Origin of the sequence: uncultured Dialister sp., from assembly GCA_900314595.1 — a bacterium.
GTDB lineage: Bacteria > Bacillota > Negativicutes > Veillonellales > Dialisteraceae > Dialister.
In genome coordinates this window covers 1-23,309 of sequence record OMVW01000011.1, presented here as the reverse complement: position 1 = coordinate 23,309, position 23,309 = coordinate 1, and the positions used below count along the sequence as shown (strand labels likewise).

The 23,309-nt window shown below is 48.9% G+C and carries 17 protein-coding genes; all 17 read right to left on the bottom strand.

Annotated elements, in window-relative coordinates:
- Positions 1 to 6: 6 nt before the first annotated feature.
- Complete coding sequence (gene queA, locus QZN42_RS04930) at positions 7 to 1,026, bottom strand: tRNA preQ1(34) S-adenosylmethionine ribosyltransferase-isomerase QueA (RefSeq protein ID WP_296954817.1); 1,020 nt, start codon at positions 1,024 to 1,026, stop codon at positions 7 to 9.
- Between the two features lie 134 nt (positions 1,027 to 1,160).
- Positions 1,161 to 2,534, bottom strand: coding sequence for a SpoIID/LytB domain-containing protein (locus tag QZN42_RS04925; protein WP_296954815.1), 1,374 nt, complete (start codon positions 2,532 to 2,534; stop codon positions 1,161 to 1,163).
- 4 nt (positions 2,535 to 2,538) lie between these two features.
- Positions 2,539 to 2,757: a DUF2905 domain-containing protein gene (locus QZN42_RS04920; RefSeq protein ID WP_296954813.1), complete on the bottom strand. Its 219-nt coding sequence runs from the start codon at positions 2,755 to 2,757 to the stop codon at positions 2,539 to 2,541.
- On the bottom strand, positions 2,738 to 3,838 hold the full coding sequence (gene ruvB / locus QZN42_RS04915) for a Holliday junction branch migration DNA helicase RuvB (RefSeq protein ID WP_296954811.1): 1,101 nt from the start codon (positions 3,836 to 3,838) through the stop codon (positions 2,738 to 2,740). Before ruvB ends, QZN42_RS04920 begins: the two co-directional genes overlap by 20 nt.
- 9 nt (positions 3,839 to 3,847) lie before the next feature.
- Complete coding sequence (ruvA, locus tag QZN42_RS04910; protein WP_296954810.1) at positions 3,848 to 4,450, bottom strand: Holliday junction branch migration protein RuvA; 603 nt, start codon at positions 4,448 to 4,450, stop codon at positions 3,848 to 3,850.
- Positions 4,447 to 4,944, bottom strand: a complete 498-nt coding sequence (ruvC, locus tag QZN42_RS04905) for a crossover junction endodeoxyribonuclease RuvC (protein ID WP_296954845.1) — start codon at positions 4,942 to 4,944, stop codon at positions 4,447 to 4,449. Before ruvC ends, ruvA begins: the two co-directional genes overlap by 4 nt.
- A gap of 947 nt (positions 4,945 to 5,891) precedes the next feature.
- Positions 5,892 to 7,118, bottom strand: a complete 1,227-nt coding sequence (locus QZN42_RS04900; RefSeq protein ID WP_296954808.1) for a sodium/glutamate symporter — start codon at positions 7,116 to 7,118, stop codon at positions 5,892 to 5,894.
- A 258-nt stretch (positions 7,119 to 7,376) separates the two neighbouring features.
- Positions 7,377 to 8,255 carry an aminotransferase class IV gene (locus tag QZN42_RS04895; RefSeq protein ID WP_296954806.1) on the bottom strand — a complete coding sequence of 293 codons (879 nt, stop codon included), beginning with the start codon at positions 8,253 to 8,255 and terminating at the stop codon, positions 7,377 to 7,379.
- A 90-nt stretch (positions 8,256 to 8,345) separates the two neighbouring features.
- Positions 8,346 to 9,359, bottom strand: a complete 1,014-nt coding sequence (locus QZN42_RS04890; RefSeq protein ID WP_296954804.1) for an electron transfer flavoprotein subunit alpha/FixB family protein — start codon at positions 9,357 to 9,359, stop codon at positions 8,346 to 8,348.
- Positions 9,360 to 9,371: 12 nt separating this feature from the next.
- Positions 9,372 to 10,163: an electron transfer flavoprotein subunit beta/FixA family protein gene (locus QZN42_RS04885; protein ID WP_296954802.1), complete on the bottom strand. Its 792-nt coding sequence runs from the start codon at positions 10,161 to 10,163 to the stop codon at positions 9,372 to 9,374.
- A gap of 271 nt (positions 10,164 to 10,434) precedes the next feature.
- Positions 10,435 to 13,857 (bottom strand): DNA polymerase III subunit alpha, encoded by a 3,423-nt coding sequence (locus QZN42_RS04880; RefSeq protein ID WP_296954800.1) that lies wholly within the window; start codon positions 13,855 to 13,857, stop codon positions 10,435 to 10,437.
- Between the two features lie 182 nt (positions 13,858 to 14,039).
- Complete coding sequence (trpA, locus tag QZN42_RS04875; RefSeq protein ID WP_296954799.1) at positions 14,040 to 14,813, bottom strand: tryptophan synthase subunit alpha; 774 nt, start codon at positions 14,811 to 14,813, stop codon at positions 14,040 to 14,042.
- A 13-nt stretch (positions 14,814 to 14,826) separates the two neighbouring features.
- Positions 14,827 to 16,008: a tryptophan synthase subunit beta gene (gene trpB, locus QZN42_RS04870; protein ID WP_296954796.1), complete on the bottom strand. Its 1,182-nt coding sequence runs from the start codon at positions 16,006 to 16,008 to the stop codon at positions 14,827 to 14,829.
- A gap of 16 nt (positions 16,009 to 16,024) precedes the next feature.
- Positions 16,025 to 16,810: an indole-3-glycerol phosphate synthase TrpC gene (gene trpC / locus QZN42_RS04865; RefSeq protein WP_296954794.1), complete on the bottom strand. Its 786-nt coding sequence runs from the start codon at positions 16,808 to 16,810 to the stop codon at positions 16,025 to 16,027.
- 9 nt (positions 16,811 to 16,819) lie between these two features.
- Entirely contained in the window at positions 16,820 to 17,842 is a 1,023-nt protein-coding gene (gene trpD, locus QZN42_RS04860; protein ID WP_296954792.1) for an anthranilate phosphoribosyltransferase, read from the bottom strand.
- A 654-nt stretch (positions 17,843 to 18,496) separates the two neighbouring features.
- Complete coding sequence (locus tag QZN42_RS04855; RefSeq protein ID WP_296954790.1) at positions 18,497 to 21,679, bottom strand: efflux RND transporter permease subunit; 3,183 nt, start codon at positions 21,677 to 21,679, stop codon at positions 18,497 to 18,499.
- Positions 21,680 to 21,688: 9 nt separating this feature from the next.
- Entirely contained in the window at positions 21,689 to 22,900 is a 1,212-nt protein-coding gene (locus QZN42_RS04850) for an efflux RND transporter periplasmic adaptor subunit (protein ID WP_296954788.1), read from the bottom strand.
- Between the last annotated feature and the right edge of the window lie 409 nt (positions 22,901 to 23,309).

Below are 23,309 nucleotides of genomic sequence, written 5' to 3'. Positions count from 1 at the left end.
TTTTCCTTATCTGATAAACATGGCATCGCCGAAGGAGAAAAATCTGTACTTCTGACGGACTGCCTCTTCATAGGCGGCAAGGATATGTTCCCTTCCCGCAAAAGAAGCCATCATCATGACGAGTGTGGATTCGGGAAGATGGAAATTGGTGACGATGGCATCTACCATGTGCCACTGATATCCGGGGTAAATATAAAGCTGAGTCCAGCCGCTGCCGCTCTGAAGAGTCCCGCTCTGGCCTGCTGATTCGAGGGTGCGGACAGAAGTCGTCCCTACGGCAATGATACGGCGGCCTTCTGTCCTGGCCTGATTGATTTTGTCTGCCACATCCTGATTCACCGTATACCATTCTTTGTGCATTTCATGATCTTCAATATTTGCTTCGGAAACAGGACGGAACGTGCCGATGCCCACATGAAGAGTGACGAAAAGAAGCTCTGCCCCTTTCTTCTTCATTTCCTCCATGAGTTCCGGTGTGAAGTGAAGGCCTGCCGTAGGCGCAGCTGCGGAGCCTTTGTACTTGGCATAAACTGTCTGGTATTCATCGTTATTTTCCAGTTTCTTATGTATATAGGGAGGCGTCGGCATCTCTCCCAGCTGATCCAGAAGGCTGTCAAAATTGCCTTCATAGTGGAATTCCACCAGCCGTCCGCCAAACTCCGTCTTGTCCAGCACTTTGCAATAGCAGGAATCAGAAAATTCAATTTCCGTTCCCGGCAGTGCTTTTCTTCCCGGGTTGACGAGGACTTCCCACTGGTCATTTCCCTTCGGCGTCAGAAGGAGCATTTCCACCTTGCCCCCGGTTTCCTTCTTCTTCCCGTACAGACGGGCCGGAATGACCTTCGTATTATTGAATACGAAAATATCTCCTTCCCGGATTTCATCCAGGATATCCCTGAAATGGTGATGAGACCATTCGCCCGTCTTTTTGTCCAGCATCATAAGCCGGCAGGAATCGCGAGGTTCTGCCGGTTCCTGTGCAATGAGATCCTTTGGAAGATCATAATTAAATTCTTCAAGTTTCATTTCGCTATAGCTCCTGACAATCATAGCCGCGGCTTTCAATTTCCGCCGCCAGTCACTAACCAATAACTACCGGCTGCTTATATGCAGTCAGCTTTATTACTTTATTACTTATTATATAAGCCGTCAAGGAAAGGTTAATACAATTTTTCAATTTTGGTCCCCGTGAAATAATGAGTCAGAATTGTTTTGTAGTAATCCTTGCCCCGGGCATATTTTTCCGCCATTTCCTCGGCTCCCCACTGAGAAAGCCCAAGTCCGTGTCCATAGCCATAACCGGTAATGACAAGATTTTTCCCCTTGATAGAAAAATCATAGAGGGCACTGTCCAGACCATATAGGATTTCAATCTTCTCACCGGGTACTGTCCTTGTCCCTTTCTTCCCGATGAGTGTGATACTCTTTACGCGGCCTGAAATACCCCGGTCATTTGCTTTATGCGCCTGCCCTATGCGGAGATGGGATAATTTGATATTTTTCACAGCACCCACGTTGTACCCCATATTGGCCATGCTCTTGATGAAGGTAGAAAGGGAAACGGTCTTCGTCCAGGGATTTCCTGTATAGAATTCTTTCACTCCCCGGAGGTATGGCACCTGGGTGCCCCACACGTTTTCACTGTTTTCCGTATAACCGCCGCCGGAAGAGTGGAAAACCGCATCAATGGCTTTTCCTCCGTAAGTGATGATTTCTCCTGCCGTATCTTTGATTGCATTATTGGTCGCCGTCGTTTCTACGGATGATCCGCGATAGACCTGGGAACGGGTATCATCCGTCACATCATAGCCCGAAGAGCGATAGCTATTTTTATGGAAATAAGCATAGGTCCGGGCTGCCACAGCCTGTGCACGGATGGCATCAGCATGCCAGGAAGGCACGATCTCACTGGGAACCACGCCCTGGAGGTAAGTTTCCATGGGGACCACATTGACCAGGGTCACATTGCTGTTCCAGGGGGAAGGGACAAGTTTCATGGCCCCCCTGTACTGATTGCCCTTCACCGCAAAGGCAGGCGCTCCTTTTCCGCCGGAAAGATACACTTTTTCTCCCGCCTTCTTGCCATTCACAAGAATCGTATTTCCACTTCTTGTAATGGAAATAGAGACGCCATTATTGTACTTCCCGATAACTTTGCCATTGGAAACAGCCTGGAGCGGCACAAGGGCGGTGATACTGAACCGGGTATTTGATAGAAGTCCCACTTCCACTTCCGGCCCGAGGGCTGAAATTTTCAATGTATTTCCGGAAGAGTTTTTATTTTTGGAGGAAGCTTTCGTTTTGGAAGTGCTTTTTGAAGTTTTCTTCTTTTCATCCCTATCCGATGATTTCTTGGGAGCGGAAGCTTTCGTGGCTGCTTTCACCGTCACTTTAACCGGCGCAGAGCCGGACTTCGTGGCGTGATTGACCACGGCCTTCCGCTGCACCGGGATACTTTCTGCGGAGACTGTCCTCATCATTCCGAAAGGAATGGCCAATGACAGAATCATGGCAGCAACATATTTTTTATTCATTCGATTACCTTCTGAAGAACAGATTAAGAATAATGGTCCCGATCACGCTGACCAGGATGGAGGAAACGATGGGGAAATAGAATTCCGTATTTCCTTTGGAGAAATGAATATCTCCCGGAAGATGGCCCAGAAAATTGAGTTTCCCTCCAAAATAGAAGAAACAGCCTGCCAGGATGAAAAGGATGCCGATGAGGATGAGAATCTTACCTGTTTCCATCTTCATCAAACAGGCTCCTTTCCGGTGGCTGGTTTCCATTCGGATTCCAGACAGCCCCTATGTGGTCATAGGCTGCCTTTGTGGCAATTCTGCCTCTTGGGGTCCTGGAAATAAACCCGATCTGCATGAGATAGGGTTCGCAAACATCTTCAATAGTAGCCCTTTCCTCGCTGACTGCGGCAGAAAGGGTATCAATGCCTACAGGACCGCCGCCAAATTTATAAATGATGGATTTTAAAATTTCATTATCCAGATCGTCCAGACCGATACCATCCACATGAAGAGCGGCCAGGGCTTCAGAAGCAATATCCGCCGTAATGGCACTTCCCAGGACCTGGGCAAAATCGCGGATTCTCTTTAAAAGCCTGTTTGCGATACGGGGCGTGCCCCGGGAACGTCTTGCGATTTCTTCTGCTCCCGTATCATCGATATCGATTCCAAGGATATGGGCAGCCCTCGTAATGATGAGTTTCAATTCAGAAGGCTCATAGAACTGCATATGGTTCGTGATGAGGAAACGGTCCCGGAGAGGTGCGGAAAGGGAGCCCGCCCGGGTAGTCGCTCCAATCAATGTAAAATGAGCGAGATCGATACGGATGGAGGAAGCGCCGGTGCCTTTCCCCATGACGATATCAAGGGCAAAATCTTCCATGGCGGAATACAGTATTTCCTCCACATTCCGGTTCAGCCGGTGAATTTCATCGATGAAAAGGACATCATGATCCTGCAGGGTAGTCAAGATTGCCGCCAGTTCACCGGGTCTTCCGATAGCCGGGCCGCTTGTCTGCTTAAACTGAGCTCCCAGTTCATTGGCAATGATTTTTGCCATGGTCGTCTTTCCGAGGCCCGGCGGTCCGTAAAGGAGCACATGATCCAGTGCCTCCTTGCGGGATTTGGCCGCGGCGATATAGACTTTCAGATTTTTCTTGAACGCTTCCTGACCGATGTAATCATCCAGCTGCTGGGGACGGAGCGATGTCTGCCATTCATCTTTCGGTATTTCCTCGGTGGAAACGATTCGACCTGTACTACCCAGCACTTCTTCCTCATCCCGGCCGCCAAGGCTCTTTATATATTTATTTTTCATACTTACTCCTTAATCTCCCCGGGCAAATTCGCGAAGTGCCGCGGAAACCAGTTTCGATACGCTGTCATAGGAGCCGGAAAGCTTTTTCAGTACCGGCATGATTTCCCCTGTTTCATAGCCTAGAGCCATGAGCGCTTTGATGGCTCCCCCTGTAATGCCGTCATCTGCCGGAGTTTCCGGTTCCGTATTCACCGGTTCCTCTTCGGAAACAAAGGCACCCACTTTATCCTTCAGCTCCACCAGGAGCCTCTCGGCAGTTTTCTTGCCGATGCCGGGGAGCTTCGTCAGGGCTGTCACATTTCCTGTCTTTACAGCGCCTACAAAGGCTGATGGTGTCATGGAGGAAAGGATGCCCATGGCCACTTTGGGACCTATTTTTGAAACAGAAAGAAGGATCAAAAATAAGTCATGCTCCTCCTGCCCCAGGAATCCATAAAGCAGGATGGCATCTTCCCGAACCGCCATGTACGTGAGAAGTTTTGCTTCTTCCCCGGTCTGCAGCTGCTGTCTCGTCTTGTCAGAAATAAAAATCCGATATCCTATGCCCCCTGCTTCCAGAAAACAGGAATCTTTAAAAAGGGCTGTTACCCTGCCTCGTACGTATCCAATCATTTCATTCCCTCAAATAACTGACCATGTTCCACATGATAAATTGCGGTAAGCCCGATGGCCAGGGCATCCGCCGCGTCATCGGGATCGATTTTCCTATTGATATGCATGAGCCTTTTCACCATTTCTATGACCTGCTTCTTGTCCGCCCGGCCATAGCCTGTGAGCTGCTGCTTCACCTGAAGCGGCGTCACGGGGACGATGGGGATATTCTGCCGATACCCCGCCAGGAGGATGACTCCCCTCGCCTGGGCCACTTTGATGCCCGTGGTGATATTCGTATTGAAATAGAGGGTCTCCACCCCCATGAACTGGGGCCGGTAGGCAGCAATGAGCTCGCAGATCCCTTCGTAGACGATATTCAGCCGTTCCAGATCGCTCTGGTCCTTGTAAGTCTCAATGACCCCATAATTCACCGGCGTGATGGCCGTGCCATTCTTCTCCACCACCCCGAACCCGCAGCGCCCGGTGCCCGGGTCGATTCCCAATACCCGCATCATGAACCATCCTATCTTAATAATAGACATACTATGTTATTATAACATAAAAATTTATATGAGGTTAGAGGAAGAAACAGGGGCCGGGGGAGCCCCCACCAGACTCCTTCCTAGCCAAAACGGCCCACCAGGCCTTCGTCCCGGTCAGTCGAAACAGCCTCTTAGCTCTGTCTGACGCCGGTTCCCATCCGTGGCTTTCGTGACTATGGTGGCTGCGTTGTGGAAATTTCCCGTACTCGCAGACTTTTGGTACTTCCGGAAAAGAAAATCCCAGCTTAAACATAATCTCAATAGCGTCAATACCGATAAGAATGCTACCGTTCCACCCTTTCCGCTGCTGGAAAGGTACCCGAGCGCAGCGAGGGGGAAAAGGTCAATCCCCCCCAGCACCGCAAGTGACGGCAGGACGATGGAAACCAGCTAAACCAAATCATGCGGCATAAGCAAAATCAAAGCATGCGAACAGGCTCCCCGACGCCCGGGGAGCTGCCGAAGGCTGAGGGGTCCGTACTCACCAAAGCATGCGGATGAGAATACATTCAAACTCCAGGCCGCCATCAGCGGCCTCTTCTGCTCCAACCGCAGCGCCGCAAATGACAGCAGACAAAAAGACCCGGCATAACCAAATCCCCACAAATGGCACCAATCCAATTCATGCTTCCGTTCACCAGCTTTCCTGGCATGGAAAGCTGTCACGTAATAACTGACAGGTCGTTCAATCCCCAGCGGCACTTTCGTCAGGCCGAAGGCTGAAGGGTTCACTCTTATGAATCATTTTCAATCCTATTGTCTGACTACCTCCAAGACCACGAACCCACTCTTATGAGAAATATCAGATTCTATTGCTTGTAAAACTCCATGACCAAGACCTCACTTATCACTTTTCACTTATCCCAAAAATAAAAGCGGCCGCCCGACAAGGGCGGCCTGATAGCACAGAAACCAAATCACTTGAGCAAATTAATAAGTATCATAATGGTGGTCATATTAAAGAAGTCGACCACGAAGGCTCCTATGAGGGGTATGACAAAGTAGGCGGTGGGGGCGGGACCGAAGCGTTCACAGAGGGCGTTCATATTGGCCACCGCATTGGGGAGAGCGCCCATGGTGAAGCCGCAGATTCCGGAGGCCATGATGGCCGCATCATAGTCTGATCCCATAGCCTTAAAAACAATGAAATAGGCAAAACCGGCCACCAGCAGTGTCTGGATCAGAAGGGTCGCCATGAGGGGCAGGAAAAGGGACGCCTGCTGCCAGAGATTCATCTGCATAAGGGCGCAGGAAAGGAAAATATTGAGGAAAAGGGTCCCCAGCACATGGATTTCATCGGGATAAACGGTATAGAGATGGGAATATTCCCCTGTATTTCTGATGATAATGGCTGAAATCATGGCACCGATGTAAGCGGGTACGATGATGTCAAAGACTGCGAACAAATGACTCACAAAGGTGCCAAAGCCCATGGCTATCAGAAGCTGCACGAAGCCGGACATGAAATTGGGAAAGTGGATGACCGGGAGCGGTTTCTCCGGACTTTTTCCTTTCTGTGTGCCCTGCCCTGCAGCGCCTTCAGGTATGGAAGGCAGAAGGTGATGGCGGAAAATAAGGTTTTCCCCGATGGGCCCGCCCAAGATGGACCCGGCGATCATGCCGAAGGTGGCCGCTTCAAATCCGATGGAAACGGCATTTTGTACTCCCAGACGTTCCAGTACGGGACCAAAGGCCCCGGCAGTTCCAAAGCTTCCCACCAGGGGAATGGACCCGGATATGAGGCCGAAAAGGGAGGGAAGTCCGAAGATTTTCGCGGAAAGGATGCCCACGAAATTCTGTAGGAGAATGAGCCCCAGCACCAGCAGGGCCATTTTGATGACCATCCGGCTCCCCTGAAAGAGGGCATTTCCCCCTTTCCTCACCATTTTCCCGCTCACCATGTAGCCCATACTGGAGAAGAAAAGGATGAGCCCCAACTCCAGCACGTCGCCATCCAGATGGAAACGCCATACATGGGAAACACTCAGGAGGCAGTTCAGGATAGCAAAAAGCACCCCGCCCACCACGGCGGAAGGGATACAGAACTTTTCAAATACGGAAAAGTGAAGCTTCAGGAAACGGCCCGCAATATAAACCGCCCCCGCCGCAGCCAGGGTCTGGTACAAATCAAGCTGTACATTCATAGCCTCACCTCCTCATTTCTTTCTATTATAACCATAGACTGTTAAGAGCGGTACAAAAATATAAAATTCATAACCGCAGGAATTAAGAAGTCAGCAGTTAGCAGCTTTGACAGCCGATGGCTTATGGCTAATGGCTAATGGCTGACGGCTAACGGCTGACAGCTAACGGCTGACTATATTTCCAAAATGCCCCATTCCAATCAAAAAGCTCATTGGCCGGAGTCAATGAGCTTTTATTTTGATTTCAAAACTGATCTATTACGGCAAACCATCGGTCATGAGGTGATGGTAATGTTCCTGAATCTTCTTCGTTACGGTGCCCACTTCTCCATTGCCGATGGGTTTTCCATCGATGGAGAGTACCGGGATGATGCCGTCCAGAGTATTGGTGAGGAATACTTCTTCTGCGTTGAATACATCCTTCATGCGGACAGGATCATCACCGTCATCAATGGAGGTGACACCGGCAGTCGGAGCTACGCGGGTGAGAACCAGGGAACGGGTAATGCCCGGAATCATGTGTTCATTCTTGGCCGGGGTCCAGATGACACCTGCCTTGACGATGCACACATTGGAATGGCTGGCTTCGGTGAGGAGGTCACCCAGATGGAAAATGGCATCATAGCAGCCCTTCTTCTGCGCTTCGGCCCGGGCCATCATATTGTCCAGCTGGTTCAGGGAAAGAATATCGCTGTGGTGGCCGCGGTCATCTTCCATGGTAATGCACTTCACACCGCCCTGTACCGCTTCAATGGCCTTGAGGTCGATGGGCTTTGCATAAACCAGGACATTTGGACGAAGTTTATTTCTGGCAGGAATGGTGAAATCATGATCACCTGCGCCGCGGGTCACGATGATTTTCACATAACCATCCACTACGCCGGATTCGTCGATAACTGTTTCCACAATTTCAGTAAATTCATCAGGAGCAGTGACCGGACGGATACCAAGGAGTCTCATGGAACGATAGAGACGGTCCGTATGATAGGACAGTGCAAAAGGATGTCCGTGGAAAATACGGATCCATTCATAAGCGCCATCACCGAACTGGAGGCCTCTGTCGTCTGCAGTAATGAGGGGGCCGAAATCGTAGTAGAAATTGTGATTGTAGTATATGGTAGGTTTAAAGTCTGCCATACCGTTCACCTCCGAAAATAGATAATGAATCAGGACCAGTGCCCCGGATTCGTTATAAATATTATAAATCTCTTTTTATTATATCATTGTTCAGTCTCGTTTTTCTGCCTTTGCTTTTTTTATTTTTTCTATAAGAAGAGGCATGAATTCTTTGAGGTCAGCAACGATGGCATAGTCGGCAAGTTCCATAATCGGCGCTTTCGGATCTTTATTGACGGCGATAATGATATCCGCATTTACTGCGCACATATGCTGCATGGCGCCGGAAATACCGAGAGCAATATAAACTTTGGGGGAAATGCCTTTCCCGGTCTGACCGATCTGACGGCTGTGAGGCTCCCAGCCCAGTTCAGAGATCGGACGGCTGCAGCCGACAGCTCCTCCCAGAAGATCTGCCAGTTCATGCACCCATCTCCACTCTTCTTCACTATGAAAGCCACGGCCGCCTGCAACAACGATTTTGGCCAGTTCTACAGGGTTTTCTTCTTTCTCACCCTGAATAACTTTTTTGAGGATAGTCCCCAGATCGTCAGCAGTAAGCTTCAGCGGTACATCAATCACTTTGCCGGTTCTCATTTCATCGGCTTTCGGATACTTGAAGATACCCGGACGTACCGTGCCTACCTGAGGGCGGAAAAGCGGACTTACAATATCAGCCATAATGTTTCCATCCATGGCCGGACGGGACCATATGACAAGACCTTTATCCTTATCTGCCGCCAGCTCTGTCACATCGGCAGTAACACCACAGACGAGCTCTGCCGCCACTCTTGGCGCCAGGTCACGACCGTAGGCAGTAGCCGCAAAAATAATGGTGTCCGGTTTTTTATCTTTCAGAAAACCGGCAAGTGCCTTCTGGTAAGCTTTACCATCATAGTGATCCAGTACCGGACTGGTCATGACATAGACATCATCAGCGCCAAGGGAGATAAGGCTTTCCGGTTTATCGGTAAGTTCTCCCCCCAGAAGGATGACTTCCACTTTTTCACCCAGCTGATCTGCCAGCACTCTGGCTTCACCGGTAAGCTCACCGGTAACTCTCTGAATCTTACCATTCTCGAGAGCACCAATTACATATATTCCTTTATAATCAGAAAAATCCATGGCTGCCCTCCTTTAGATCAGATTCAGTTTCTTCATGGCTTCAAAGAGACTTTCTGCCGCTTCTGCTGCCGGTTTATCTTCAATGCGAAGGTTTTCCTTCTTTGGCGGAACAATTGGACGTACCTGGCGTACCTGGGTAGGCGAACCTTTCATGCCGATACGCCCGGGATCCACGTCTACATCGGCAGACGTAATATTGTGGATTTCCACTTCATTCTTCCGAAGGATGCCTTTAAGGCTGGGATACCTCGGCTTATTAAGATCCCCGGTACAGGTAATGACAGCCGGAAGTTTGAGATCCAGCACTTCCACATTTTCTTTGAGCGGCCTGTGCACGGTGACATATCCTTCCTTTTCAAAGGAAATGCCTGTGGCTCCGCTGACATCGGAAATTCCAAGAGTTGCAGCAATTTCCGGACCAATCTGGGCTGTATTGCTGTCGATGGATTCCTGTCCGCAGAAAATAAGATCAAAGCTGCCCAGTTTTTCAATAACCTTTGCCAGAGTATAGCTGGTTGCAAGAGTATCGGCCCCGCCAAAAGCGCGGTCTGTAGCGAGATATACTTCATTAGCGCCCATAGAAACCGCTTCCTTCAGCACCGCTCCCGCCTGAGGCGGACCCATGGTAATAACGGTTACCGTACCGCCCACCTGTTCCCGAAGAGCAAAAGCTGCTTCCAGTGCGTTTCTGTCCAAAGGATTCAGGATGCTGTTTGCATTATTTCGTTTCAGTCTCCCGGTGGCCGGATCCACTTCCATCTTCGAAGCATCCACGACCTGCTTCACACATACTAAAAACCTCATAATAACCCCCTTTACATTATATGACCGGTAAGATTCATCAGTTCACTATCACTTTTAGTATACCATATCGCAGGTTTCAGGGCTTGATTTTATTCAAAGGAATATCCCCGGTTTTCAATCCGGGAAATAAAATACTCGACGGCTCCTCCATATGAAAAATACGCAAAAACGTCGCCCTTCCCTATGTGCCGCTTTTACGTATTTTGAAAAATGACGTACAGAAACACGTCTATCCGATTCTCTCCGCCTGAGTGAATCTAAAACAGAAAAATCACTTTCGTCCTTCTACATTTGCATTTCCCAGGAGCCCTTTCAGCGCTTCTTCCGCCTCCGAAGAGAAATCCAGATAGAACTGTGGAAGCATCCGTATTTCCTGGCGGCTGCTCTGGATGTGAAGGAACACCGGAGTTTCTCCATGGTACCTCTGCAGTATCCTGGCAAGGCCATTGGAAACGGCACTGCTTTCATGGCGTTCATCCACATAAAGATGAACAGAAGAAACCGGAGGCCGGAGTGTCTGATGGAAACTGGAAAGAGGCACAATATCATCTGCCAGAATCTTGACTTCTCTTTCATTAGCCTGCACACGGCCCCTGAGGCACACGGGCATATCTTCCACAAGAATTGGCCTTGCCTTCTCCCAGGCTCTCGGAAAAACCACGGATTCCAGTTCTCCGTCATAATCTTCCAGAGAAACGTAGCCCATAGGCTCTCCTTTTTTCGTCATCGTACTTTTTACACGGGTAATGGTGCCTCCGACAGTGACCGGCTTCCCATCCCACTTCATGCTCTCCTGCTGCAGCTGATAGATGGGCGTACACCGGCTCATCTGTGCTTTGAAAGCATCCAGCGGATGTCCGCTCACATAAAAGCCCAGGAGTTTTCTTTCCCAGTCAATTTTTTCATTTTGCGGCATATCCGGAAGATCCGGATATGCCATGGCACTGGCAGTCTCTTCGCCGCCAAAGAGCGACATCTGCCCTGATTCCCGGTCGAGCCTTGCAGACTGCGCACTGGAAAGAGCTTCGGGAAGTACTGCTAGAAGCTGCTGTCGGTTGGCTCCCAGTGAATCCATGGCGCCGCATCGAATCAGGCTTTCGCAGGCCCTGCTGTTCAAGCTGCGGTCACTTACCCGCTCCAGAAAATCAGAAAGGCTTAAGAAATGTCCACCCCTCTTTCTGGCAGCAATGATATTTTCCACCGCATTTTCTCCTACATTCTGGATACCATCCATCCCAAAAAGGATTTTATTTCCTTTTACAGAGAAATACGCCTCGGAAAGATTCACGTCGGGTGCCGCAATTTCCACGCCTGCTTTTCTTGTATCAGAAATATAGCGGGACACTTTATCCCTGTCTCCATTGTAGCAGGTCATCATGGCCGCCATGAATTCGGGACGGTAATGGGCCTTGAGGTAAGCTGTCTGCCAAGCGATAAGTCCGTAGCAGACGGAATGAGATTTATTGAAGCCGTAACCGGCGAAGTGAACCATCAGGTCGAATACATAATTGGCTGTCTTTTCATCTACCCCGTTTTTCAGAGCCCCTTCCACGAAGGTGTCCCTGTTCTTCTGAAGGATTTCCGGTTCTTTATGGCCCATGGCGCGTCTGAGCATATCAGCCTGTCCCAGATTGAAGCCGCCCATAGCAGAGGCAATCTGCATGACCTGTTCCTGATAAAGAATGACACCGTACGTTTCCTTAAGAATCGGTTCCAAAGAGGGATGCGGATACTCCACCGGGATTTCCCCGTGTTTTCTCTTGATGAAATCTTCCGCCATACCGCTTCCCAAAGGTCCCGGACGATAGAGAGCCACCATCGGGATCAGATCTTCAAACCGGTCCGGATGGAGCTGCATGAGAAGGGATGTAAATCCTGCCGATTCGGACTGGAATACTCCAATTGTATCCCCTTTGCAGAGCATATCGCTTGTCATTTTGTCTACGCTGGGAATGGCATTGATATCAAGGTCTATTCCCCTGTTTTCTTTGATCATTTCCAGTGCGTCGTGAATGACCGTCAGATTTCGAAGACCAAGCAGGTCCATCTTAAGAAGCCCCAGCTGTTCCACCTGATCTTTTTCATACTGGGTCTGGATGAATCCGTCCTGTGTAAGCTGGATGGGCACATATTCATCAACCGGTTTAGAGCAGATAACCACACCTGCCGCATGGGTGCCGGAGTTTCGGGAAAGTCCTTCGAGGTCAAGACAGTGGTTAATGAGGCCTTTCACCTGAGGATTAGAATCGTATAAATCCTTAAATTCCCGGGATCCGTCCAGTGTTTTCTTCAGAGTCACTCCGGGACCACCGGGCACCATCTTGGCGATTTTGTCCACATCCCGGAGGGGCATATTTGTCACACGTCCTACATCGCGGATAACAGCCCTGGCTGCCAGTGTACCAAAAGTAATAATCTGGGCTACCTGGTCCTTGCCATACTTTCTTGCCAGATAATCGATGACTTCCCCACGCCTCCGGTAGCAGAGGTCCGTATCGATATCGGGCATGGAAACGCGTTCAGGATTTAAAAAGCGTTCGAAAAGAAGATCAAACCGAAGTGGGTCCACTTCAGTAATATGAAGGAGATATGCCACAATGGAACCCGCTGCTGATCCTCTTCCGGGGCCGATAGGGATACCATGTGTTTTTGCATAGCGGATAAAATCCATGACTATGAGGAAATAATCGGAAAACCCCATATGCTCAATGACTCCAAGCTCATAATCCAAACGCTTCTTTTCCACTCCAGTGGGGTGGGGATAACGCTCAGGAAGAGCTTTTTCACAGAGCTTCCTGAGATAAGATTTCGATGTCTCCCCTTCAGGCACATCAAAGGCGGGGAGCTTATGATCCCCGAAGGTAATAGTCACATTACAGCGGTCTGCGATTTTCTTCGTATTTTCAATGGCTCCCGGGAAATTCCCCAGAATGGCCTTCATTTCTTCTCCGCTCTTGCAGTAGAATTCCTCATTGGCAAAATGGAAGTGATAAGGATCATCCAGAGTTTTTCCGGTAGAAATGCAAAGCTTGATTTCCTGGCTCCCTGCATCCTCTTTTTTCGTATAATGGAAATCGTTAGTTGCCACCAGGCCAAGGCCATATTCATCAGCCAGTTTTGCCAGTACAGGACGCGCTGCCGCTTCTTCCGGCAGATTATGATTCTGAAGCTCGATGAAATAATTGTCCTTCCCGAAGGTATCAATATAAAACTGAATGACCTTCCTTGCCTCAACCATATCCTGATTCAGGATGGCCTGCGGAAGCTCGCCCCCCACGCAGGCAGACATGGCAATAAGGCCTTCATGATATTTCTGAAGCAGTTCATGATCTGCCCGAGGCTTGAAATAATAACCTTCTGTCCATGACTTGGAGCATATTTTAATCAGATTCTGGTACCCTGTATTATTTTCTGCCAGCAGAATCAGATGAGCCAGCTTTTCTTTTTCCTTTCCGGCCCCTTTCTCAAACCGGCTGCCGCGGGTCACATAGACTTCACAGCCAATGATCGGTTTAATACCCTGTGCCATGCATTCTTTGTACAGGTACACTGCTCCGTACATGACTCCGTGATCCGTAATGGCTATGGCAGTCTGCCCCATTTCCTTCACATGAGACACCAGCTCCTTAATCCGGCAGGTGCCGTCAAAAAGACTATATTCCGTATGCACATGGAGATGAACAAAAGGATCCATTCTATTTCCCCGTCTTTCTTTGAAATATTATTTTCTATTGTACCATATCGGACAGGTCTTTAGGTTTTAGACCGGAAGAAGGGTTTGTAAAGCCATCCGACATCAGCTGTTACCCTGTGTTTCCCCAATAAAAATAGCGCGCATCATATTTTGACACGCGCCACCTTCACTTGCCACTGGTTTTATTCATCCATTCCTTTACGAAGCCCTGTAAGATAAGCTGTGAGGTCAGCAGAAGCATTGCTGCCTTCTTTATTAATAATATCCACCACACCGCTGCCGGTTATGACACCATCTGCAAGAACTGCCATATTGTGAGCCTGCTCCGGGGTATGGATGCCAAAGCCGATAGCAATGGGAGTATCTGTGGTATCTCTTACTACTTTGACGATATCTTTCAGATCGGTCTTGATATCGCCGCGCATGCCGGTGACGCCCATGGAGGAAACCACATAGACGAAGCCGGTCGCATTCTTTACATTTTCACGGATTCTTGCCTCTGAAGTGGGCGCTACCATCTGGATGATGTCTACACCATGTTCATCAGCAAGAGGGCGGATTTCCATCTGTTCTTCATGAGGCATATCCGGTACGATAATTCCATCGATACCGATTTTTTCTGCATCACGGAAGAATTTGTCTGCCGGATAGCTGAAAACAGGATTGTAATAGGTAAGAAGAACGAGCGGAATATTAGAATGTTTCCTGATTTCTTTTACTACTTCCATGACCTGGGGAAGATGTACATGGTTGGCCAGTGCCTTCACATCGGCTTCCATGATGACAGGACCATCAGCAATGGGATCAGAAAACGGGACCCCCAGTTCGATGAGATTGACTCCGGCCTTTTCCATTTCAAGTACATATTTTACCGTATCTTCCAGGGAAGGAACACCTACTGTCAGAAACGCGATCAATGCTTTACCATTTTTGAATGCTTCATTAATATGACTCATAACTATTTCCTCCTCAGTCAGTCAGGTTTTCACCGCGATAACGGGCAATGGCAGCCACGTCTTTATCTCCGCGGCCGGAAAGGGTAATCACAACAACGTCATCTTTTGTCATGTTCTTTGCTTCCTTCAGCACGCCCGCAACGGCATGAGCCGATTCGATGGCACAGATGATGCCTTCCGTTTTTGCCAGATATTCAAACGCCTGTACCGCTTCTTCATCGGTAATGGCGATGTATCTGGCTCTGCCGATATCATTGAGGTAGGCATGTTCAGGGGATACGCCCGGATAATCAAGGCCTGCGGAAATAGAATACACTTCAGTAATATTTCCATCATCGTCCTGACAGAAAATGGATTTCATTCCATGAAATACGCCGAGGCGCCCACGATTGACTGTAGCCGCATGATATGGCGTATCGATGCCCTTGCCGCCGGCTTCACAGCCAATGAGTTCAACACCCGCATCCTGCACGAATGGATAGAAGGTACCGGCTGCATTGGAACCGCCACCTACGCAGGCATACACTTTCGTGGGGAGTCTTCCTGTCCGTTCGAGGACCTGAGCCCGTGCTTCGCGGCCGATGCAGCTCTGGAAATAGCGGACCATTTCCGGGAATGGTGCCGGGCCTGTGGTAGATCCGATGACATAATGAGTATCATCGCAGCGGCGGCTCCATTCCTGCATGGCTGCATTGACCGCGTCTTTCAAAACTCTGGAACCGGTCTTAACCACATTGACCTTGGCACCCAGAAGTTTCATACGATATACGTTCAAAGCCTGGCGCTGGGTATCAATTTCACCCATGAATACTTCGCATTCCATACCGAAGAGAGCTGCAATGGTAGCCGCAGCTACGCCATGCTGGCCGGCCCCGGTTTCAGCAATGATTCTGGTCTTGCCCATTTTCTTTGCGAGGAGAGCCTGTCCGATGCAGTTATTGATTTTGTGGGCACCGGTATGGTTCAAATCTTCTCGTTTCAGAAAAATTCTTGGTCCGCCCAGGTCCTTTTCCATATTTTCGGCTTCATAGAGCATAGAAGGCCGACCTGTATATTGTACAAAAAGACGATGGAGTTCGTCCTGGAATTCACGGTCTTTTTTGCAGGCTTCAAAGGCTTCCCCTACCCGGTTCACTTCATTCATCAGTACTTCCGGTACATACTGTCCGCCATATTCGCCAAATCTTGTTCTCATATGATTTCCATCCTTTTTATAAATTTTCCTGAATCATTTCATTCAGAAGATTTTTTCTATTTTCCGCCCTCATCAGCATTTCGCCGATGAGTACGGCATCTGCCCCGGCCTCTTTCATCCGGTGTACTGCCGCTTTATCGGTCATACCGCTCTCAGACACGAGAAGTGTATCCTCCGGCACCAGTCTGGCCAGTTTTTCGGTAGTTTCCATGTGAATGGTGAAATCCCGAAGGTCCCGGTTATTGACTCCGCAGATTTTTGCGCCGTCAGCGATGAGCCTTTTCATTTCGGTCTCGTCGTGGGCTTCACAAAGTACATCGAGACCCAGGCTGTCTGCCAGTTTCATGAATCTTTTTATTTCTTCATCATTAAGAATTGCCGCAATGAGGAGAATGGCCGAAGCCCCGGCCAAAGCGGCTTCTTCGATCTGGCAGACATCCACGATGAAATCCTTCCGGAGTACCGGGATATTCACTTCTCCTGCCACCCGTTTCAGGTATTCGATGTCTCCCCTGAACCACTTCGGTTCGGTAAGACAGGAAATCGCGGAAGCCCCAGCCTCCTCATATTCTTTTGCTATGGCTTCGAAGGGGAAGTCCGGGCTGATGAGCCCCTTGGAAGGAGAGGCTTTCTTCAGTTCGCAGATGAAGGAGAGGCCCGGTTTCTTCAGGTTGTTGTAGAAAAGGTGCTCTTTGGAAGGCACGAAATTTTTTGTTTCCTCATGAATCTTTCCGTAGTAGCCTTCATTTTTAAGTCTGGCCAGGCGCTTTCTCGTCTCTGCCGCAATATCATCCAGAATCATGATGTCCTCTTATTCATTGGAAACTTTGACGTATTCTTCCATCTTCTTATAAGCAGCTCCGGTATCGATCAATTCTGCCGCTTTCTCAATGCCTGCCTTCATGGTGGGTACGGCTTTTGCCGCATAGAGGGCAAGTCCTGCATTCAGGAGGACTGCATTCCTCTTTGTGCCCTGAATCTTTCCGGAAAGAATGGCTTTGGTGATTTCCGCATTTTCCTCAGGCGTACCGCCGACGAGTTCTTCTTTCTTCCCGCGGATGAGGCCAAAGTCTTCCGGTGCGATTTCGGTAGTTCTGTAGTAGCCGTCTTTCAGTTCGCACACCAGCGTCTTGTCGGAAGGAGAAACTTCATCGAGCGAGTCCATACCGTGGACGACCACTGCATTATGGACACCCATCTTGTCAAGAACTTTCGCGATCGGTTCTACCAGGTAAGCATCGTAGACACCGAGGAGGAAGTAGTCCGGATTGGCAGGATTCGTGAGGGGTCCCAGAATATTGAATACAGTGCGGAAGCCCAGTTCTTTTCTGATGGGTCCCACATATTTCATAGCGGAGTGATATTTCTGGGCGAAGAGGAAGCACATGCCGACTTTCTCCAGCATGTCCAGGGCTTTGGCCGGATCCTGCTGGATATTGGCCCCCAGGGCTTCCTGGCAGTCTGCCGTGCCGGATTTGGAGGAAGCAGCGCGGTTGCCGTGTTTAGCCACTTTGACTCCTGCCGCCGCGATGACAAAGGCAGAAGTGGTGGAAATATTGAAACTGTTGGAGCCGTCGCCGCCGGTGCCTACGATTTCAAGGACCTTCAGACCCGGGTGGGGTACCGGAGTGGCATGTTCCCTCATGGCAATGGCACAGCCGGAAATTTCATCAATCGTTTCCGCCTTGGTGCTCTTGGTGGAAAGGGCTGCCAGGAAAGCTGCGTTCTGGGTGGGAGTCGTTTTGCCGCTCATGATTTCATTCATTACATCATAGGCTTCTTTATAGGTGAGATCACCTTTTCTTACGATTTTCTGGATTGCTTCTTTAATCATTTTATGTTCCTCCATTTTTATTTTTGAGACAAAACGAAATGTTGTCAGAATCTAATGCCCAGCCATCGTCTGATCGTATCCATTTGCTTTCCTTTCCGGGAACTAAAAAACGTCCCTGACAAAATTGTCAAGGACGGATATTTCCGCGGTGCCACCTTGTTTCAGGGTTTGACCCCTGCTCTTTGCGAGATACCAGCATATCTCCGGCAACTGACGTATGCCCTACGTCGCAGGCTACTTGGAAATCCTTTCACCGCGCCCTCAGCGGTCCATTTAATAATCTGCGTCCTGCCGGCTTCTCATTACCCCGACTCCCTGTGAGTGCATCAATTATTTTTATCTCCGCTTCAACGGTTTGTTTCTTAAGTTGTGACTATCATAATACGCCTTTTATTTCCTGTCAAGCGCTTTTTATACACTTTTTGAGGAAATCAGTCTTTACAACAGGAAATATGATTACTCTTCGTATGTAATATTTTCTCGATAAAATCGATGATTATCGCGATTTTATCTTATTACTGCCGAAGCAGAAATTTTCTTTCCAAAAATCCTGAGCTAAAGCGTAAGGAAATTCGTATCCACAGAAAAAGTGCGCCCCTTTCGAAGCGCACTATGAGTCACGAAATACTAATAACTAATCGCCAACTGTCAAAACTATCTCCTCAGCATACGATACTTGAATTTGATTCCTTTGAATCCGGTGACTTTCCGGAACCATCTTGCCATATATTCCGTAATGAGGTAGAAAGCAGGAATCAGGAATACACCACAGACCGTGGCTACTGTCATACCGCCGACTACGGCGACACCCATTCCGCAGCGCGCGCCAGCTCCGGCCCCTGTCGCAATAGCCAGAGGCATACAGCCGATGATGGTGGTAAAAGCAGTCATGAGAATCGGACGAAGACGGAGCTTCGATGCCGTGAGAACGGCTTCCATGGGATCAATGCCCTTATCCGCTCTTTCTTTTGCAAATTCAACAATCAGTATGGCATTCTTTGCTGCCAGACCGATGATCATGATGATCCCGATCTGCATGTACACGCTGTTCATAAATCCGCTGGCGCCGGAGCCCATCAGAGTGGCCAGTTTTCTTACCACATATTCCGAAGCCAGGGCGCCGCACATCCCCGTAGGTACGGTGAAAAGTACGGCAAAGGGCATGGACCAGCTTTCATAAAGAGCTGCCAGGCACAGGAATGCAAAGACGAGAGCCATGATGAGGACCTTCATGGTAGAGCTGGAGGAAGAGCTTTCTTCACGGCTCTGCCCGGACCATTCAATGGTCATGCCCGAAGGGATGACTGATTTCGCCGCTTCTTCAGCCGCCTGCATAGCCTGGCCGGAAGAATATCCGGTGGAGGCACTGCCATTGATAGCTACAGAGCGAACACCATTGAAGCGGGAAATAGAAGAAGGACCGGTAGTCATGGAGCTGGTGAGAATCGTATCAAGAGGCACCATTTTGCCGGATGAAGATTTAACAGAAATGAATTTCAGCGTATCCGTCTGGGAACGATAGTTAGTATCTGCCTGGACCATGACTTTATAGGCACGGCCAAACTGGTTGAAATCATTGACCTGGGAACCGCCGAAATTGACCTGGAGCGCTGTAAATACATCGGAAAGATTGATTCCCAGATTTTTGACTTTCTCACGGTCTACCGTAAATTCCACGCTCGGTGTATTTGTCGCATAAGAGGTGCGGGCACCGGTGATTTCAGGCCGCTGATTGCAGGCAGCCACCACTTTATCCGCCACATCTCCCAGTTCCGTGTCGGTTAGTCCCGTATTGTCCTGGAGCTGCATAGACCAGCCGCCTTCCATACCAAGGCCCGGAAGGGAAGGCGCATTGAAAGCAGTCACCCGGGCTTCCGGATGTTTTGGCGCCACAGTAGCATAAAATTTAGCCAGAATCGATTCCACACTGAGGTCCGAGGTAGTCCTCTCACTCCAGTTGTCGAGGGCTACATACATATTTCCTGAATTGGAATTGGAGCCTCCCGCATGGGTCATGATATCTTTAACTCCGGGAATTTTTTTCGTTTCCTCTGCTACTTCATCCACAGTCTTGATGGTCTGGTTGAGAGACGTCCCTTCCGGCATGGTAATGCTGGCGATGAAAATCCCCTGATCTTCATCGGGTACGAAAGTGGATGGAATGAGCTTGTAGAATACCCCCATGAGGCCCACCACCAGAATGAGGAATACAGCGGCCAGCTTCAGATGATGAATCATCCAGCCTACTTTGCCGGTATACTTGTCTCTGACTATTTCAAAAGTCCTGTTGAACCAGCGGAAGAAAGCCGCAATGGGACCTGACTCAAAGCCTTTATCATCACTCTTCAGCAGCGCACCGCAAAGGGCAGGCGTCAGCGTCAAAGCAACAAAAGAAGAAATGACTACGGAAACTGTAATGGTCACGGCAAACTGTTTGTACAGCACCCCGGTGACACCGCCAATAAAGGCAACAGGGATAAAAATCGATGCCAATACGGCAGTCGTAGCGATGACCGGTCCCTGCACTTCATCCATAGCCCTCTCCGTCGCTTCTTTTGGTGAAAGACCATCTTTTGACATATGCTCTTCCACATTTTCGATGACGACAATCGCATCATCGACGACCATACCGATAGCAAGGACGAGGGCAAAAAGAGTAAGTGTATTAATTGTGAAATCAAGAATAATAAATGTCGCAAAAGTACCGATAATGGAAACCGGCACAGCCAGCACTGGGATAAGGGTGGTCCGCCACTTCTGGAGGAAAAGGAAGACCACAAGGACGACGAGAACCAAAGATTCTACAAGGGTCTCCACCACTTCATTAATGGACGCATTGATGAAATTCGTGTTGTCCATAACGATGATGTAGTCCAGGTCCGGCGGGAAATTCTCTTTTGCCTCTTCCAGAACCTTTTTCACCTGACTCACCGCTTCCAGGGCATTGGCATCGTTGGTCAGCTGTACTCCGAAACCAATCCCGCTGTGGCCATTAATCTTGGAGTTGGAACTTTCATTCTGTGTACCCGTTTCCACCTTGGCCACGTCTTTCAGGTAGACGAAATTGCCGCTGGATTCGGATTTGACGATGATATTTCCGAACTGGGCAGGCGTGGTGAGGCGGCCTTCCACCTTGGCAGCATACTGTTTTTCCTGCAGCTCTGGAGCCGGCTGGGCACCAATCGTGCCGGCGGGGGCAGAGACGTTCTGCTCTCTGATAGCAGAAATGACATCAGCTACCGTCAGATTTCTTTCAGCCAGTTTATCCGGGTTCACCCAGACTCTCATGGCATAGCTGGCGCCGAAAGTATTCACATTGCCTACACCGCTGATGCGCTGAAGTTTATCAAGGATATAGATATCTGCATAGTTCTTCAGAAATGCCTGATCATAGGTGCCCTTTGGCGAATAAAGATTGGCCATAAGCACCATATCGCCCGAAGATTTGCGGACATTGAGTCCCGTGGTCTGCACGTCGGAAGGAAGGCTGTTTTTGGCGAGATTTGCCACATTCTGCACATTGATGGAGTCCTGATCGCCATCGCTGTCCAAGTCAAAAACGATGGAAAGGCTGTAGCCCCCATTATTACTGGACGTAGAGGACATGTAGTCCATATGCTCCACGCCGTTCAATTTTTCTTCAATGACCTGAGCCACTGTCTGGTTTACAATGGTCGCATTGGCCCCGGTATAAGACGCGGACAAACTGATGGTGGGCGGCGAAATCTGGGGATACTGGGCAATGGGGAGTGATATCAGTGATAAAGTGCCCAAGATCACGATGATGATGGAAATAACGATGGCAAAGATAGGCCGCCGTATAAAGAATTTAGACATAGGCCCTCCTTACTTCGTGGTCACGGAGACGGCAGAATCCGTGGCAGTGAGTGACAGGCCAAGCTCTTCCGCCGTAGTTTCAGTAACGTTCAAAGACTGGCCTTCTTTCAGATTTGTCAGTCCTTCCACCACCACATTGTCATCTTTCGTCAGTCCGCTCTCCACGATATAGTAGCTTCCTACCTGGTCACCAAGAGTAACAAGCTTTGAGACAGACTTGTTATCGTCCCCAACTACAATAACAAAGGATTTATCCAATACCTGCTGCACGGCCCGCTGGGGAACAAGGAGAGCATCTTTTCTGGGAGATCCTTCTACAGTGACTCTCGCAAACATACCAGGCAGCAGCACGCCATGTTCATTCTGGAAAACTGCTTTCAACGTAAGGGTACCTGTACTTTCTGAAAGTTCTCTATCTCCAATATAATTCGTGGATATTTCATCATATTTCCTGCCATTGCTGAGAGTAAGTGTCGCTTTTGGTGGGGTAGGGCGCGCGAGCCTTTCCCCTTCCACTCTCTGATCCTCCATAGCCATGCGGAAATTAAGATATTCATTTTCACTGATGGAAAACTGAACATAAATCGGATTGATGGAGCCGATGGACACAAGACTCGTATTTCCTGCTGTTGCATACGTGCCGGCTGCCACATCATCCACTGAAAGCTTGCCGGTAATAGGCGCACGAATGACCGTATCATCCAGATTTTCCTGAGCCTTTTTAAGGAGAGCCTGTGCATCATCGTAGCTCGACTGATTCGATGCCACCGTTGCCCGCTGGGTAGTCACCGTCTGCTCCGCAATAGCCCCGGAAGATAAAAGTTTTTCATAACGGCCCAGGTCAATCATGGAATTATTCAGATTTATCCTTGCCTTGTCTACATTGGACCGTGCCGAAAGAACGGCAGAATCATACTGCCTGTCATCAATCTTGTAAAGCGGATCCCCTTCATGGACAAACTGCCCGCTTTTAAAATATTTCTCAACAATAGAACCGGAAACCTTCGGCTTGATTATTACAGCATCCATAGATTTCACTTGCCCGGAATAATCATGGGTCACTATAGTATCCTGCTGCAGCACCTTCATAGTTTTAACAGAAACAGCGCTGCTTCTCTGCTGGGCAGTGCTGCCACAGCCCGTAGAAATGACAGCCGCTCCCATACAGCCAAGCAGGACCGCAGAAATCAGCAATTTTTTCATTTTATGCTTTATCATCATCTGACCTTCTTTTCTCCCACTATCAGAAAACGTTTTTATGAAAAAAATAATAAATTTTGTACATATTTTATCATATAATCAAGCTGTTTCAAATATTTACTATTGGTAAATTTGTAAATATTTATTTTATTTCGACCATAATAAAACATACTCACCTGTTAAAAATCCCCAAATGGCTATGCAGCATCTCAGAATAGACCCTACCAGTCATCCTGCAGCGAGTCCAAATGCATGAATACCGAAACGGAATCTATCCTGAAGTGCACGGTCTAATTCTATAAAAAGATCTTTTTACCCCGCCTGTGCAAATTCCCCAATAGGGTAGAGTTATTAGCCCTCCCATTGCACCGTACGTACGGTCCTCGTATACGGCGCTACATTGTTACATCTATTCCTTAAGCTCAGATAG

Bases quoted from the DNA above. Each gene is read 5' to 3' on its own strand.
- QZN42_RS04890 (WP_296954804.1), bottom strand. From the start codon at position 9,359: ATGGATTTTTCTGATTATAAAGGAATATATGTAATTGGTGCTCTCGAG.
- QZN42_RS04880 (WP_296954800.1), bottom strand. From the start codon at position 13,857: ATGGATCCTTTTGTTCATCTCCATGTGCATACGGAATATAGTCTTTTT.
- QZN42_RS04885 (WP_296954802.1), bottom strand. From the start codon at position 10,163: ATGAGGTTTTTAGTATGTGTGAAGCAGGTCGTGGATGCTTCGAAGATG.
- ruvB (WP_296954811.1), bottom strand. From the start codon at position 3,838: ATGAAAAATAAATATATAAAGAGCCTTGGCGGCCGGGATGAGGAAGAA.
- QZN42_RS04920 (WP_296954813.1), bottom strand. From the start codon at position 2,757: ATGAAGATGGAAACAGGTAAGATTCTCATCCTCATCGGCATCCTTTTC.
- trpD (WP_296954792.1), bottom strand. From the start codon at position 17,842: ATGATTAAAGAAGCAATCCAGAAAATCGTAAGAAAAGGTGATCTCACC.
- QZN42_RS04850 (WP_296954788.1), bottom strand. From the start codon at position 22,900: ATGATGATAAAGCATAAAATGAAAAAATTGCTGATTTCTGCGGTCCTG.
- ruvA (WP_296954810.1), bottom strand. From the start codon at position 4,450: ATGATTGGATACGTACGAGGCAGGGTAACAGCCCTTTTTAAAGATTCC.
- trpA (WP_296954799.1), bottom strand. From the start codon at position 14,813: ATGAGTCATATTAATGAAGCATTCAAAAATGGTAAAGCATTGATCGCG.
- QZN42_RS04900 (WP_296954808.1), bottom strand. From the start codon at position 7,118: ATGAATGTACAGCTTGATTTGTACCAGACCCTGGCTGCGGCGGGGGCG.
- trpC (WP_296954794.1), bottom strand. From the start codon at position 16,810: ATGATTCTGGATGATATTGCGGCAGAGACGAGAAAGCGCCTGGCCAGA.
- queA (WP_296954817.1), bottom strand. From the start codon at position 1,026: ATGAAACTTGAAGAATTTAATTATGATCTTCCAAAGGATCTCATTGCA.
- QZN42_RS04855 (WP_296954790.1), bottom strand. From the start codon at position 21,679: ATGTCTAAATTCTTTATACGGCGGCCTATCTTTGCCATCGTTATTTCC.
- trpB (WP_296954796.1), bottom strand. From the start codon at position 16,008: ATGAGAACAAGATTTGGCGAATATGGCGGACAGTATGTACCGGAAGTA.
- QZN42_RS04895 (WP_296954806.1), bottom strand. From the start codon at position 8,255: ATGGCAGACTTTAAACCTACCATATACTACAATCACAATTTCTACTAC.
- QZN42_RS04925 (WP_296954815.1), bottom strand. From the start codon at position 2,534: ATGAATAAAAAATATGTTGCTGCCATGATTCTGTCATTGGCCATTCCT.
- ruvC (WP_296954845.1), bottom strand. From the start codon at position 4,944: ATGCGGGTATTGGGAATCGACCCGGGCACCGGGCGCTGCGGGTTCGGG.